Below are 15178 nucleotides of genomic sequence, written 5' to 3' on the forward strand. Positions count from 1 at the left end.
GATGTTGAAGTCGAAGTTTGGCTGGCTGTCCGGGATCGTTCTCGCCGGTGCCCTGATGGCGGCAGGTTCCGCTGCCGCGGATCCGATCCGCATCGGTATTGCCAATTTTGGCGAGCATCCGCAGCTGAACGCCTCGATTGCCGGCTTCAAGAAGGCGCTGGCCGACAACGGCTTCGTTGAAGGCACCGACGTCGTCTACACCGAGAGTCACACCAATTTCGACGCCTCGTTGGTGCCGCAGATGATCCAGAAGCTGCAGTCCGAGCAGCCGAAGCTGATCTACACCATCACGACCCCGGTCTCGCAGATCGCCAAGAAGGCGCTTGCCGGCTCCGGCATTCCGGTCGTCTTCGCCGCAGTGACCGATCCGGTCGCCGCCAAGCTCGTCCCCTCCTGGGAGGCCGGCGACGAGGGCATGACCGGTGCCACCGACCTGCAGGACGTCGGCGCGGTGATGGAGTTCGCCAAGAAGCTGTTGCCGAACGCCAAGCGCATCGGCGTGCCCTACAATCCGGGTGAGGCCAACGACGTGGCCCTCCTGGAAAAGATGAAGGAAGCCGCGCCGGCTGCCGGCTTCGAAGTCGTCGAAGTCGGCGTCGACAACGTCAACGACATCCAGCAGCGCATCGCCTCGCTGGCCGGCAAGGCCGACGTGATCTACACCCCGGCATCGAACCTGCTGCAGCCGGCGATCGCCGCCGTTGCCGCTGCCGCCCGCCAGGCCGGCATCCCGATCGTCAACTCCGACGACGCAGCCGTCCGCAACGGCGTCGTGCCGGCAAGCTTCGCCGTGAACTACGACCAGGTCGGTGTTGCCGCCGGCAAGATCGCCGCCGAGATCCTGAAGGGCAAGGACCCGAAGGAAATCCCGGCCTGGCGCCCGGCCTATGAGGACCACGCACCGCTGGTGAACCGCGACGTACTGAAGGAGTTCGGCGCCGAGGTTCCGGCCGCCTTCGATGGCTGCGAGTGCTTCACCAACTAATCGCCTAAAAGAAAGCAGACAGTTCGACGGCGCCCCTCGGGCGCCGTCGTCATACAGGGAGAGGCGGATGCTAGAAATCCGATCGGCGCGAAAGACCTTCTACAGGGGGCAGCCGGATGAAAAGGTCGCGCTCGACGGCCTGGACCTGAAGCTCGCCAATGGCGAGTTCGCCGTCGTCATCGGCTCGAACGGCGCCGGCAAGAGCAGTATGCTCAACGCCATTTCCGGGGCATTGGTCCTCGATTCCGGCCAGATCCTCATCAATGGCGACGATGTCACCGACATGCCCGTCTACAAGCGGGCGGCACGTCTGGCTCGCGTCTTCCAGGACCCGATGAAGGGCACCGCCGCCAGCATGACGGTGGCCGAGAACATGCTGCTGGCGGAGCTTCGCTCCTCCAGGCGCACGCTGAAGCAGGGCCTGAATGCCGCCCGGCTGGCCGCCTACAAGGAGCGGCTGTCCGTGCTCGGTCTCGGCCTCGAGAACCGGCTCGATACGCGCGTCGACCTGCTTTCCGGCGGCCAGCGCCAGTCCTTGTCGCTGATCATGGCCGTCGGCGGCAAGCCGGAGGTCCTGCTGCTGGACGAGCACACCGCCGCACTCGACCCGCGCACGGCCGACATCGTCATGCAGGCGACAGTGCGCGCCGTCGAGGCGTTGAAGCTGACGACGCTGATGGTGACGCACAACATGCAGCACGCCATCGATTTCGGCGATAGCGTCATCATGCTCGATGCCGGCAAGGTGCGCCTGGAGATCACCGGCGAAGAAAAGAAGAACGCCACGGTTGCCGATCTGGTGAGCCACTTCACCGTAAAAACCGACCGCATGATTTTGGCGAGCTGACGACCATGGATTTCCTTCAGACCACGCTCACCAGTTTCCTCGGGCTGATCCCGGTCACGCTGGCTCAGAGCCTCATCCTCGCCTTCGTGGTGCTCGGCATCATGATCCCGTTCCGCATGCTGAACTTCCCGGACCTGACGAGCGAGGGCGCGTTTCCGCTTGGCGGCTGCGTCTGCGGGGTGCTGCTGGCGGCCGGCGTCGCGCCGTTCCCGGCGGTGCTGGCGGCGCTGTTTGTGGGCTTCCTGGCCGGCTGCTGCACCGCCTTCATCCACCTGCGCTTCCGCATCCACACGCTGCTCGCCGGTATTCTCATGATGACGATGCTCTACAGCATCAACCTGCGCATCATGGGCAAATCCAACCTTTCGGTGTTCGGTTCGCCGACGCTGTTCGACAACGTGCCGTTCACGCAGGCCGGCTTCCCGGTAGCGAAGATCGTCGTTGCCGGCCTGTTCGGTCTCGTTGTCTTCCTGCTGCTCGACCGCTTCTTCAAGACGGAGAAGGGCACGGCGGTCCGCGCCGTCGGCGCCAATCCGGACATGGCCGAGGCGCAGGGCATCAATGTCTGGGCCGCGACGATCGGCGGCGTCGGCATGGCCAGCGCGTTTTCGGCCACCGGCGGTGCACTGATGGTGCAATCGCAGGGCTTTGCCGACGTCAACATGGGCATCGGCATCCTGATCAACGGCCTGGCGGCGCTGATGATCGGCGAGGCAATCGTCGGCAAGAAGACGGTGCTGCGCCAGCTGCTCGCGCCCTTTGTCGGCGCGGTCGTCTATTACCAGCTTGTCTCGCTCTGCCTTGCCGCCGGCATGCCGCCGCCAGATCTCAAGCTCGCCACCGGCCTCTTCGTGCTCGCCATGCTGGCGCTGCCGAGCCTCAAGCGCTCGCGCGGCTCGGCGCCTGCACGCGAGCACATGCGCGAATAGAAGGAAGACACGCGTCCGACGATCGCCGCCGGGCGTGCGCTCGAATTGTTGCCGCGCTGTGCCCGACCACGCGGCCGGGCACGGCGGCCAGACGAAACAGGATTGCTCGATCATGACCGGAACCCTTGATGTCGCTGCCGTCGATGCCATGGACGCCGCCGATCCGCTGCGTGCCTGCCGCAAGCATTTTGCCCTTGCCGACGGCGTGATCTATCTGGACGGAAACTCCCTTGGCGCGGCGTCTCTTGCGGCCTTTGCCGAACTGGAGACGGCGGCAAGGCAGGAGTGGGGCCGGGACCTGATCAAGAGCTGGAACACCGCCGGCTGGTTCCAGCTGCCGCTGCAGCTCGGCGACCGCGTCGGCCGCCTGATCGGCGCGGCACCCGGTCAGACCGTGGTCTGTGACACCACCTCGCTCAACATCTACAAGACGTTGCATGCGGCCATTGCGCTGCGCCCGGGCCGCAGGGTCATCGTCTCCGAAGCGGGCAGCTTCCCGACCGACCTCTACGTCGCCGAGGGGGTGATCTCGACGCTGCCGGGGATGGAACTGCGCCTGGAGGGCACCCACGCGCCGCAGATCGAGGATCTGATCGACGAAACCGTCGCCGTCGTTCTGGTCAACCACGTCAACTACAAGAGCGGCGAGTTGCGTGACATGGCCGCGCTGACGAAGAAGGCGCACGAGGCCGGGACGCTCGTCGTCTGGGACCTCTGCCATTCCGCCGGCGCGCTGCCGGTCGATCTCGATGGCGCAAACGTCGATTTTGCCGTCGGCTGTACCTACAAGTACCTGAACGGCGGCCCCGGCGCGCCGGCTTTCATCTACGCCGCCCGCCGCCACCACGAAAACGTGGTCCAGCCGCTCAGCGGCTGGTGGGGCCATGCGCGTCCCTTCGCCTTCGAGCATCGCTATGCCGCCGGTGACGGCATGGTGCGCTTTCTTTGCGGCACGCAGCCGATCCTGTCGCTGCGCGCGCTCAAGGGTGCGCTCGACGTATGGGATGCGGTGGACATGGCGGTGGTGCGGGAAAAAAGCATCGCGCTGACGGATATCTTCATCCGCCTCGTCGAGGAGAAATGCGGCCAGTACGGTGTGGCGCTGGAGACGCCGCGTGATGCCGCCAGGCGCGGCAGCCAGGTGTCGTTCGCCCATGAGGGCGCTTACGAGATCATGCAGGCGCTGATCGAACGCGGGGTGATCGGCGATTTCCGTGCGCCCTCCACGATGCGCTTTGGCTTCACCCCGCTCTATGTCGGCTATCGCGACGTATTCCAGGCCGTCAATGTGCTCGAGGAGATCCTGCGCACGGAAGTCTGGCGGGACGTCCGTTATGCGGTTCGCGGCGCCGTGACATAGAAGGCGCGTCTTTTTCTTGTCATTTTAGTATCCTCTAACTGATGGCGCGGGGCGGTGGAGGAGGCAAGAATGCGATACTGGTGCGTTGTACTGGGAATCCTCGCTTTGGCCGTCGTCTTTGCGCGGCCGGTCTCGGCCCACAGTTTCTACGATCTGGAGTGCTGCGCCGGCCGCGATTGCATGCCTGTCCCGGAAGGGGAGGTGACCGCGACCAAGGAAGGGTGGCTGGTCAAGACGACCGGCGAGGTCATCAAGTACAACAGCTGGCCGGTGAAGCACTCCCCCGACGGACGCTTCCACCGCTGCGCCGGTCTGGGCGACTTCAGTCCGAAAGGACGCACGCAGTGCCTCTACGTGCCCGATTTCGGCGAGTAGGGACGCAGCCGGTATGCCGTCAATCGCTGTCTGCGTCATCGACGATGACGATCCGGTTCATCAGAAGCAGCGACCGGTCGGGCTGGATGACGTAGGTCTCCTGGACCAGATTGCCGAACTGATCGGTGAAGCGATGGTTGAAGAAGCTGCCGACGGGGGCCTTGGCAAGTTTCGTGCGCGGCTGTCCGCCATAGGTGATGCTTCCCGGAATTGGCTCCGGATAGGTCACGCCCGCGGTTGGTGAGCAGCCCGAAAGGCACAAGGCGAGGAGGAACGGCTTGACGGCAGTTGCCGCCTTCAAGGCGCCTACGCGAGGTTTCGCGGCACGCCTGGGCCAACTTGCAAGCGCGACGATGTCCCTGACAGCACCAAGGCATGTCATGGTCCAACGATAGCATGGGCCTTCGGTGTCGGTCATCGCAGCCAGTCCGACATTGAAACGGTCCGCAATTGGTCCGTGGCATTTCTGAGGAGGAACACTCTCGGGAAGCGTACGGTATCGGCTGGTCGGAGTGGAGTGATTCGAACACTCGACCCCCTCGTCCCGAACGAGGTGCGCTACCAGGCTGCGCTACACTCCGTGACCAGCGGCGTCCGTATAGAACAGGGTTTTCGTTTCCACAAGCGGCAAACTCAAAAAAAATCGCATGGCTGGGCAAGTTCCACAATCCGGCGCCACCGCCGGCCCGGCGCGCTGGAACGCCTGCCGCCGCCGTGCGTTTCATCCACCATGGAATCGGTCGTCAACGATATGCTTCAGCCAACCGAACTGGCCTTCGCGGTCATCGCCGCAAGGCTTGCCGGCGCGGTCGTGCTCGGTGCCCTGATCGGGTTTGAACGCGAATACCGCAATCATCCCGCAGGCTTGCGAACCCACATCCTTGTCAGCCTCGCTGCGGCTGTCTTCTCCATCATCTCCATCGAGATGGTTCATATGGGGCACTTCGGCGATGCGCAGGTTCGCATTGATCCACTGCGTGTCGTCGAGGCGGTCACCTCCGGCGTTGCGTTCCTGGCGGCGGGCATGATCATCTTTTCGCGCGGCAAGGTGCGAAACCTGACCACCGGCGCCGGCATGTGGCTGTCGGGAGGGGTAGGCCTGTCGGTTGGGCTCGGCTACTGGAGCATCGCCGCGTTGGCGGCAATTGCCTGCGTCGTCGTGCTCAATCTGCTCGGCCGGCTCGCGGCGCAGGCGGGGGGAGGCGAGGTTTCGCCGGACACGAATACGGGCAAGGGGGCGGATGGGAATTTCGCCGGCAACGCCTCGGAGGTTCGACCGAATCTCGAACGTTGACAAAGGTTTAGTCCCGTAGGATTAATCCCTATGGTAGCAGCATTGAATTAGATGTCACTAAAATGTCCTGTTGCTGCCATTTTGTGCGATTGATTTGTGAATAAAACGGCACGCATATCGTCTTTACCTTGAGACGACTTCCTGCCTTGTCCGCCCGCTATTTTGTCGGGCCCGGCGCGGCGGGTTTTTGTGTTTTATTTCGATACCGATTTCTCGGTGGAAAGAGGGCAAAACGTGGCATTTTCTGCAGGTAAGCTCGGCGCGGACGAGTTGCGCGCCGCACTGAAGGATAGCGCGAATGCGTTTCTGGCAATGGGGCTGTTCAGCTTCTTCGTGAACCTTCTGGTGCTGACCGGACCGCTCTTCATGCTCCAGATCTACGATCGCGTGCTCGCGTCCCGGTCCGAGGCGACGCTGGTGGCGCTGACGGGTCTGATCGTCGGTCTGTTCGCCATCATGGGCGTGCTGGACCATATCCGCAGCCGGCTGGCGGCGCGCGTCGGTGCGCGCTTTCAGGCGCGCTTCGACAAGCGCGTGTTCAACGCGGTGCTCGACCGCACCGGCCTGAACGCGCGAGGCATCTCGACCTTGACGGGCATGCGTGATCTCGACGCCATCCAGAAGGCATTGTCCTCGCCGGCGGTGTTCACCGTCTTCGACATCCCCTGGACGCCGTTCTTCCTCTTTATCATTTTCATGTTCCATCCGGCGATGGGTGCACTCGGTGTCGCCGGCGGCCTCGTCCTCGTCACGCTCACCTGGTTGAACCAGAACGGCACCAAGGGTGATCAGGAACGGGCGATGATGGCCGGTCGCATGAGCGACGAGATGACCCAGACCCTGCAGCGCGAAAGCGATACCGTGCGCGCGCTCGGCATGCGCCGTTCCGTATCCGCGCGCTGGCAGCAGTTGCGCGACAAGGCGCTCGAGGCCAACATCCGTTACAGCGACAGCAACGGCTTCTATGCCATCTCGTCGAAGACCTTCCGCGTCTTCCTGCAGTCGGCCATTCTGGCGCTTGGCGCCTGGCTTGTGCTGCAGAACTCGATTTCGGCCGGCGCGATGATCGCAAGCTCGATCATCATCGGCCGTGCGCTCGCCCCGATCGAGGGCGCGATCGGCCAGTGGGCCCTGGTGCAGCGCGCGATTCAAGGCTGGTGGCAGCTGTCCGACCTGCTCGGCAAGGTCCCTGAAGAAGAAGCGCGCACCGCGCTGCCGAAGCCACGCGCGATCCTGGAGGTCAACCAGGTCACGGCGATCCCGCCCGGCGAGAAGGTCGCGACGCTGCGCATGCTGTCCTTCGAGTTCGGTCCGGGCCAGGCGCTCGGCGTGATCGGCCAGAGCGCCTCTGGCAAGTCGACCTTGGCGCGGATCCTGACCGGAATCTGGCCGCCGGCCGCCGGCAACGCCCGCCTCGATGGCGCCTCGCTGGAGCAGTACGGCTTCGACGGCCTTGCCGAACACGTCGGCTACCTGCCGCAGGACGTGGTGCTGTTCGAGGGAACGGTTGCGGAAAACATCGCCCGCATGCAGATCAACCCGGATGCGGCAAAGGTCGTCGCGGCTGCGAAGAAGGCCGGCGCGCACGACATGATCCTGCGGCTGCCCGATGGTTATGACACGCACCTGCCGGCAACCGGTGCCAAGCTCTCCGGTGGCCAGAAGCAGCGCATCGGCCTTGCCCGTGCCCTCTTTGGCGATCCGGTTCTGGTGGTTCTCGACGAGCCGAACTCGAACCTCGATGCCGAAGGCTCGATGGCGCTCAACCTCGCCATCCGCAATCTCAAGGCCGAGGGCAAATCTGTCGTGATCATGGCGCACCGGCCGGCCGCAATCGAGGAGTGTGATCTCATTCTCATTCTCGAAAACGGCCAGCGCCTCGCCTTCGGTCCGCGTGACGACGTGCTTCGCGCCCACCTGCGCAATCATGCCCAGGTTGTGGCAGGCACCGGCACCGGCAGCAACAAGTAAGACGCCTCGAGGCACAGACAGAGTAGGAATTCGATACGATGGACAAGAAATGGAGCGGTCGGAGCTACGCGCTCATTGGCTACTGCACGGTGTTCCTGCTGCTTGGCGGCATGGCGTCCTGGGCAGCCTTGACCCGGATCAACGGCGCGGTGGTCGCAGCCGGCATCATCGAAGTCGCCAGCAACCGTCAGGTCGTGCAGCATCTCACCGGCGGCGTCGTCGGCAAGATCCTGGTGCAGGAGGGCGACAAGGTCGCTGCCGGCGACGTCCTGATGCGTCTTGACGACACCTTTGACCGGTCGGAACTGGCGGTCATCGAGAACCAGCTTTTCAGCCTGATGGGCACGGCCTCGCGTCTGATGGCCGAACAGGACGAAAAGCAGGAAATTCGCTTCGATCCGGAAATGGTCGAGCGCGCCAAGTCCGATCCCGAGGTCCAGGAGATCATCGACGGGCAGACGCGGCTGCTGCAGGCGCGGCTGGAAACGCGCGACAAGCAGATCGGCCAGTTGACCGAGAAGAAGAAGCAGATCGCCAAGCAGAACGAGGGGCTTGAGAGCCGCATCGCAGCGCTGGAAACCCAGCTGAAGCTGATCAGCGAGGAACTGGACGCGCAGAACAAGCTGCTCAAGCAGTCGCTGACCAATGCCAGCCGCGTGCTCCAGCTCCAGCGCGAGGAGGCGGAAATTTCCGGCACGATCAGCCAGGCCAAGTCGAGCATCGCCGAGAACGCCGGCAAGGTCGCCGAGATCGAACTGGCGATCCTCAACATCGATTCCAGCATGCGCGAGGAGGCGACGACGTCGCTGCGCGACATCGAGGCCAAGATTGCCGAGCTGAAGGAAAACCGCACCGCCAAGCTGGAAACGCTGAGCCGCATGGATATCACTGCACCGGTGTCGGGGGTCGTGCTTGGCATGCAGGTGCACGCGCTGAAGTCGGTGATCAAGCCGGCCGATCCGCTGCTCTTCATCATCCCGCAGGAGAATGACCTCGTCATCAAGACCCAGATCTCGCCGACCCAGATCGACCAGGTCCATGTCGGGCAGGTCGCCCATATCCGCTTTGGTGCGTTCGATCACCGGACGACGCCGGAAATCTTCGGCCATGTGACGAAGGTCGCAGCCGACGTCCTGCAGGACCAGCGGACCGGTGCCACCTACTACCAGGCGGAAATCAAGCCGGATGCCGGCGAGATGAAGAAGCTCGGCGACAAGCAGGTGATCCCCGGCATGCCGGTCGAGACCTTCATCCAGACCTCCGAGCGTTCGCCGCTGGAGTACCTGACCAAGCCGCTGGCCGACTATTTCAACAAGGCCTTCCGCGAGCGGTAGGTCCCGGTCCGGCAAACATGCCGGATTACACAAACGTCCGCCCGCGATCATTTCGGGCGGACGGTCACGGAAAAGGGGCTCACGCCCCTTTTTTCACGCATGCATGCGGCGTCCCCGACCGCATGGCGGGCGGGCATTCGCGCCAGATTGTCGGGGCCACGCCTGAAGCCCCCGGCCCGATTCGCCACGATATCGACGACGGCCAATCGGCTGTGGCGCTTGCGGAGCCTCGAAACCGGCTGCCGCCTTCGGAAGGCGTGCTGCAGTACATTTTCCATACTGGACACCCCGGGAGTTGGATCGCATAGTTCGGCCTCGGAAATCGTCCGATGGCAAGCGACGGCTACAGGCATTGCCCGGAGGAATGCGAGCGCGGTGCTGGAGCTGCGTGGACACTGCTGTTCTCTACGAAAATCCGGTCGGATCGGCCCGTTTCAACGAGGTTGACCGCAGCGTCCCCGTGTCACCAACACGTGCAACACGGCCCGGGAAGGGCAGCCGCCGCACCAATCCGACCACGACGGAGGTCACGTTATGAGCGATGTCCAGTTCACGCGGCTGGAGGGCGGATCGATTGCGCTTTCCAACGATGCTTTGAGTGCATTTCAGGCCCTGCTTCGCGGGCGTCTCTGCCTGCCGAACGAAGCCGGTTACGACGAGGCGCGGACAATCTGGAACGCCATGATCGACCGGCGACCGGGGGCGGTCGTGCGCTGCCACGGCGCAAGCGACGTCATGCGGGCCGTGCACCTCGCCCGCGACAACGGTTTGCTGCTGTCGGTGCGCGGGGGCGGTCACAACATTGCCGGCAACGCGGTCTGCGAAGGTGGCCTGCTGATCGACCTGTCACCGATGCGTTCCGTCCATGTTGATCCGGCACGGCGGACCGCGCGGGTGGAACCCGGTGCGACGCTGGCCGATTTCGACAGGGAGGCGCAGGCGTTCGGCCTCGCGACGCCGCTTGGGATCAACTCGACCACCGGTGTGGCCGGCCTGACGCTCGGCGGCGGCTTCGGCTGGCTCAGCCGCAAATTCGGGTTCACGATCGACAATCTGATCGCGGCCGATGTGATCACGGCGGACGGCCGGCTCGTTCAGACGAGCGCGACGGAGAACCCGGACCTGTTCTGGGCGATCCGTGGTGGCGGTGGCAACTTCGGCGTCGTCACGTCGTTCGAGTTCAAGTTGCACCCCGTCGGTCCCGACGTGGTTTCCGGGCTGATCGTTCATCCGTTCGCCCAGGCCCGCGAACTCCTGTCCCGCTATCGCGAGGTGGCTGCCGCCGCGTCCGACGATCTGACCGTCTGGGTGGTGTTGCGCCGGGCGCCGCCCCTGCCGTTCCTGCCGGAGGAAATGCACGGCAAGGAGATCCTGGTCTTTGCGGTCTGCTATGTCGGTGAGCCCGGCCAAGCCGACGAAGCGCTGGCCCCGCTTCGCGCGATCGGCGAACCGATCGCCGACGTCATCGGCCTGCAACCCTTTGTCTCGTGGCAGACGGCATTCGATCCGCTGCTCACACCGGGCGCTTTCAACTATTGGAAATCACATAATTTCGAGTCCCTGAGCGACGGGCTGCTCGACATCGTGATCGGCCATGTCGACACGCTGCCAACCGCGGAATGTGAGATCTTCATCGGCCAGCTCGGCGGCGCCAGCGGTCGTATCGCCTCCGGTGAAACCGCGTTCCCGCATCGCGATGCAAAGTTTACGATGAATGTGCATACGCGGTGGCGCGACCGCGCCGACGAGCGGGCCTCGATCGAGTGGGCGCGTGGCCTCTTTGCTGCGGCCGCGCCGCACGCCACCGGCGGCGTCTACGTCAATTTCATGCCGGAAGACGAGACCGATCGGGTGGCGCAAGCCTATGGCGGCAACTTTGCAAGGCTGGCCATGCTCAAGGCGAAATACGATCCGGACAACATGTTCCGGCTGAACCAGAACGTCCGGCCGAACAGCGAGGCGGGGCAAGGAGGGCGCTGACGGCGGGATGGTCCTTGCAGAGGTAGCTCGGACATCGGGGCATGGCCGCCGGGCGGTTCATGCCCTTCCGAGCCTGTTCAGCCAGTGGCCGAGACGTTCGCCGCCGTCGATGGGTTCATCCAGGCGCACAGGCCAGCCTTTTCCGGCCTCTGCCAGCATCCGCACTTCACGCGGTGTTACGCCATAGTGGGTCTTGAAGGCGCGGGTGAAGGCCGGGATGTTGGAAAAGCCGGTGTCGAAGGCAATTTCCGCCAGCTTTCGGTTGCTGGTCTGCCCGCCTGCGAGCTGCCGGAAAACGCGGCGCAGGCGCCGATCGCGAATGTAGCTTGCGACGCCTCCAAGCGGCTCGAACAGCCGGTAGAGGGAGGAGCGCGAGAAGCCCAGTCGGCTGCAAATCATATCCGGCCCGAGTTCCGGATCCATGAGGGTGCAATCGATGAAGTGCTGCACGCGGGCAATTTCGGCGCGCGCGGCATGGGCCTGCCGAACGTCGTCGTCGATGCTGTTGGCCGTGAGGCTGGCGATCAGCCCGGCCGTGCTTTGGGCAAACATCGCCGCGTCCGGCAACGCGATCCGGTCGCGCTCTGTCCAAAGCATCCGGATATGCGCCATAAGTAGCTTCGCCTGCGTTGAGCTGGCTGGCAGATGGATGTCGTGCAGTGCGTCCAGTTCGAACTCTGGCAGTCCAAGCAGGCTTCGGGGAAAGACGAAGGTGAAGTTTTGGCAGTCCGTCGCCTTGGTCGAGATCGTTCTGGTGAGATCACAGATGAACACGTCGCCCGGACCCGAGGTGACGGCCTCGCCCTTGACCACCCGCACGTCGCTGCCGGCGAGAATCATCTGCACGAGCACGGCGTCTGCACCGACTTGCGCCACCTTCCTCATGCTGCGTTCGTAGCGATAGGCGCCATTGGACATGCTTGCCTGGCTCAACAGCATCGGACCGAGCTGGACGCAGTCCACATGCACCCGAAAGTCCGGCTGCTGCTGCCAGTCGTCGAGCGTCGCGTCGAAAATCATTGAGACCGCTTGCCTGTAGGTCTCGAAACTTTCGGGGTCTGAAAGGCCGCTGGCGCTCAAGGTCAGGTGCGGGAGTCTCTGCAGCACAGACGCCATGCGGTTCTCGAATGGGATGATTCAACGGTAAATATTCACGACGAGATTGATGCGGCGTCAACCCCCCGTCGCGGCGATTGCGTCGGCGTCGCCGCGCGCTTTGCAAATCATCCCAATGTTTTGACCAGATATCCCAAAGCGGCGTTCCGGCCGGACCGACCGGTTGATCTTGCCCTTTCCCTGTTGTCCAAGCTCGCAGGTTTCAAGCGATGAAGAGGCGGCAATGAGCTATAGGTATGTTGTGGAGATCGACACGGACCAGATCACCCGCATCAACGCTCCGGCCGACACCCTGATTGTGGTCAAGGCGGGGGTCACGGTCGATGTCACGGTGTCTCCCTCTTCGCCCTTTGCCGCGATTTCGGCCAACACGACCCAGTGGGACAGCAGCGGCTTCGATGTCGCAGGCACGGTCAAGACGGACTACGGCACCGCGATTTCCATGAAGGGAGACGAAGCGGAAAGCGCTTCGGTCATTGTCCGGCAGACCGGGCAAATTCTCGGTCTCAATGGCATCTACACATCCGTCTACGGAACCGAGATCCGGAACGAGGGAAACATCAATACCAACCAGTACGCCGTCTTCATCAGCGGCGAGGGCAGCTCGTTCACGAACAAAGGCGTGGCTCACGCCTCGCATTCTGCCCTGGTCGCCGACCAGGAGGATGTCGTCATCCGGAACGACGGGACGATTAGCGTCACAGGGGGCGTCGCCCTTAGAGTGACTGGAGCGCTGGCCGACATCGAAAACAGGGGGGATATCACCGCCTATACGGATGCGGTCGTCCTTGGCGGCTCCTACGCCTCGATGAAAAACTGGGGGACGATCACGGCCTTCAGGGCCGTCGTAATCGACGACCGGTTCGCCTCCTTCACCAATCACGGCGAGGGTGTGATTACCAACACCATGGCTCACGACGCTACCTTCCACCTGACGTCGCGCGCAGTCGATGCGGAGATCATCAACAATGGAATCATACGCGGCTTTGACAGCGGGATGGCCATCTGGTCGGGCGCGGACGGTCTCACGATCCGGAATGCCGGAACCATCGATGGCACCATCGTGCTCGATGGCACCATGCAGGTCGATAACGATTACCCCGACCTGTTCCTGACGAACACGGGAACGATCACTGGCGGGATCACGCTGAGGCACGATGCCGACAGGATCATCAATTCGGGTTCGCTCGCGAGCGTCGATCTCAGCGGCGGCGACGATTTCTTTGACAGCACCGGTGGCACTGTCAGCGGCATCGTCAAGGGCGGTTGGGGGGACGATGTCTTCATCGTCTCCTCGGGAATCGCCCTTTCGGAGGAATTCGATGAGGGAACCGATCTCGTCAAGTCGTCGATCTCCTGGGGGCTCGGCAGCAACTTCGAAAACCTGACATTGCTCGGCACGGGCAACATCAACGCGACCGGCAACGGCCTGAGCAACCTTCTCATCGGCAATACCGGCGACAATCAGATCAACGGCGGAGCCGGTGTCGACACGCTGATCGGCGGGCTCGGGGACGACGTCTACATTGTCGAGGCTGGCGACGAAGCCGACGTGATCCACGAGAATGCGGGAGAAGGCAACGACACCATCCGCTCGGCCATCAACTTCTCCCTTGCGACGCTGACCGCCATCGAGAACATCACGCTCACCGGCTCGACCGCCATTAACGCGACCGGCAACGCGCTTGACAATGTTCTGACCGGCAATACGGCGGCAAACAGGATTGCGGGCAGTGACGGCAACGACACACTGACGGGCGGCGAGGGCGTCGACCGGTTGATCGGCGGGCGGGGGAATGACATTTTTATCATCGAAGCGGTCGGCGACGAAGCGGACATAATCGAGGAGAATGCCTCGGAAGGCAACGACACGGTCCGCTCCGCAATCAGCTTCTCGCTCGCCGCGCTTGCGGCCGTCGAGAACGTCACGCTCACAGGCGCGTCCGCCGTCGGTGCCACCGGCAATGCACTCAACAACGTTCTCACCGGCAACGCGGCGGCCAATATCCTTTCGGGCGGCGATGGCCATGACACTCTCATCGGAGGCGAAGGCGGCGACACCTTGCTCGGCGGGCACGGCGACGACAGGTACTATGTGGACAGCAACTCCGACATCGTGATGGAATTGTCCAACGCCGGCAACGATACCGTTTACACGACCGTGTCGCTGACGCTTGCCGACAACGTCGAGAACCTCGTCCTGCAGGGCTCGGCGGTTAAGGGAACCGGGAACGCGCTGGCCAATACGCTGACGGGCAACGGGAACGCCAATACACTCGACGGCGGCGCGGGCGCCGACCTGATGCGGGGCGGCGCCGGCAACGACGTCTATCTCGTCGACAACGGTCGCGATGCGATCAGTGAACTGAAGGGCGAGGGGGTAGACCTCGTCCGGTCGACCGTGACCTCCACGCTGGTCGACAACATCGAGAACCTGACATTGGCGGGAACGAATGCCAATTCCGGGACCGGGAACGCACTCGCCAACAGCATCGCCGGGAATGCCGGCGCCAATGTCCTCAAGGGCGCGGGCGGAGCGGACCGGTTGAACGGCGGCAGCGGAGCAGACGTGCTTTATGGCGGCAGCGGCAACGACGTGCTGATCGGCGGCACCGGCGCTGATACGCTTTCAGGAAACTCCGGCGCCGACACTTTCGTCTTCAGCCCCGCCAGCGGCCACGACACGATTACCGATTTCAGCACCATCCACGATGTCATCGACCTGTCGGCGATTTCGGAGATCACCGGTTTCGGCGACCTGACGCGCCAGCATCTCACCGACAAGGGTAGCTACCTGCTTCTGAGCTGGAATCACGGTGGCAGCACCGTGAAGCTGATGGGAATCGACGCCGTCAGCGAGCTAAATGCAGACGACTTCATCTTTGCCTGACCGGAAAGCGCCCGGACGATCAATCTGACCGATGTTCTGTTGGTTCGAACCGGACCGTCCCCGCGCTGAGATCCGGCGTGGCGGCGCCACCGAGGGC

The 15178-nt window shown here is 63.5% G+C and carries 12 protein-coding genes and 1 tRNA gene; 10 read left to right on the forward strand and 3 right to left on the reverse strand.

What is annotated here, in order from left to right:
• Nucleotide 1 precedes the first annotated feature (1 nt).
• The 5 genes from JNC62_RS01600 (at nucleotide 2) to JNC62_RS01620 (ending at nucleotide 4496) form a co-directional block, all read left to right on the forward strand.
• Nucleotides 2-985, forward strand: coding sequence for an ABC transporter substrate-binding protein (locus tag JNC62_RS01600; RefSeq protein WP_374835298.1), 984 nt, complete (start codon nucleotides 2-4; stop codon nucleotides 983-985).
• A gap of 67 nt (nucleotides 986-1052) precedes the next feature.
• Complete coding sequence (locus JNC62_RS01605) at nucleotides 1053-1832, forward strand: ABC transporter ATP-binding protein (protein ID WP_374835300.1); 780 nt, start codon at nucleotides 1053-1055, stop codon at nucleotides 1830-1832.
• A 5-nt stretch (nucleotides 1833-1837) separates the two neighbouring features.
• Entirely contained in the window at nucleotides 1838-2761 is a 924-nt protein-coding gene (locus JNC62_RS01610; protein WP_374835302.1) for an ABC transporter permease, read from the forward strand.
• A 112-nt stretch (nucleotides 2762-2873) separates the two neighbouring features.
• Entirely contained in the window at nucleotides 2874-4121 is a 1248-nt protein-coding gene (gene kynU, locus JNC62_RS01615; protein ID WP_374835304.1) for a kynureninase, read from the forward strand.
• A gap of 69 nt (nucleotides 4122-4190) precedes the next feature.
• Nucleotides 4191-4496, forward strand: a complete 306-nt coding sequence (locus JNC62_RS01620) for a hypothetical protein (RefSeq protein WP_374835306.1) — start codon at nucleotides 4191-4193, stop codon at nucleotides 4494-4496.
• A 19-nt stretch (nucleotides 4497-4515) separates the two neighbouring features.
• Here JNC62_RS01620 and JNC62_RS01625 read toward each other — a convergent pair whose 3' ends face one another.
• Nucleotides 4516-4797: a hypothetical protein gene (locus JNC62_RS01625; RefSeq protein ID WP_374835308.1), complete on the reverse strand. Its 282-nt coding sequence runs from the start codon at nucleotides 4795-4797 to the stop codon at nucleotides 4516-4518.
• Between the two features lie 203 nt (nucleotides 4798-5000).
• Nucleotides 5001-5077: transfer RNA gene (locus tag JNC62_RS01630), tRNA-Pro, on the reverse strand.
• Between the two features lie 149 nt (nucleotides 5078-5226).
• Between JNC62_RS01630 and JNC62_RS01635 the strand changes: the two genes are divergently transcribed.
• The 4 genes from JNC62_RS01635 to JNC62_RS01650 all read left to right on the forward strand — a co-directional run bounded on the left by JNC62_RS01635 (nucleotide 5227) and on the right by JNC62_RS01650 (nucleotide 11075).
• The gene (locus JNC62_RS01635; RefSeq protein ID WP_374835310.1) at nucleotides 5227-5790 is read left to right on the forward strand and encodes an MgtC/SapB family protein; all 564 of its coding nucleotides are present in this window, start codon (nucleotides 5227-5229) and stop codon (nucleotides 5788-5790) included.
• A 234-nt stretch (nucleotides 5791-6024) separates the two neighbouring features.
• The gene (locus JNC62_RS01640; protein ID WP_374835312.1) at nucleotides 6025-7761 is read left to right on the forward strand and encodes a type I secretion system permease/ATPase; all 1737 of its coding nucleotides are present in this window, start codon (nucleotides 6025-6027) and stop codon (nucleotides 7759-7761) included.
• A 38-nt stretch (nucleotides 7762-7799) separates the two neighbouring features.
• Nucleotides 7800-9095, forward strand: a complete 1296-nt coding sequence (locus JNC62_RS01645; RefSeq protein WP_374835314.1) for an HlyD family type I secretion periplasmic adaptor subunit — start codon at nucleotides 7800-7802, stop codon at nucleotides 9093-9095.
• Between the two features lie 534 nt (nucleotides 9096-9629).
• Nucleotides 9630-11075 carry an FAD-binding oxidoreductase gene (locus JNC62_RS01650; RefSeq protein WP_374835316.1) on the forward strand — a complete coding sequence of 482 codons (1446 nt, stop codon included), beginning with the start codon at nucleotides 9630-9632 and terminating at the stop codon, nucleotides 11073-11075.
• Between the two features lie 57 nt (nucleotides 11076-11132).
• Here JNC62_RS01650 and JNC62_RS01655 read toward each other — a convergent pair whose 3' ends face one another.
• A complete protein-coding gene (locus JNC62_RS01655; protein WP_374835318.1) occupies nucleotides 11133-12191 on the reverse strand; it encodes a helix-turn-helix domain-containing protein in 1059 nt (352 codons plus the stop codon).
• Nucleotides 12192-12414: 223 nt separating this feature from the next.
• Between JNC62_RS01655 and JNC62_RS01660 the strand changes: the two genes are divergently transcribed.
• The gene (locus tag JNC62_RS01660; protein WP_374835320.1) at nucleotides 12415-15081 is read left to right on the forward strand and encodes a hypothetical protein; all 2667 of its coding nucleotides are present in this window, start codon (nucleotides 12415-12417) and stop codon (nucleotides 15079-15081) included.
• Nucleotides 15082-15178 lie beyond the last annotated feature (97 nt).

This window comes from Mycoplana ramosa (assembly GCF_041930185.1).
In the GTDB taxonomy this organism is placed as follows: Bacteria; Pseudomonadota; Alphaproteobacteria; order Rhizobiales; family Rhizobiaceae; genus Mycoplana; species Mycoplana ramosa.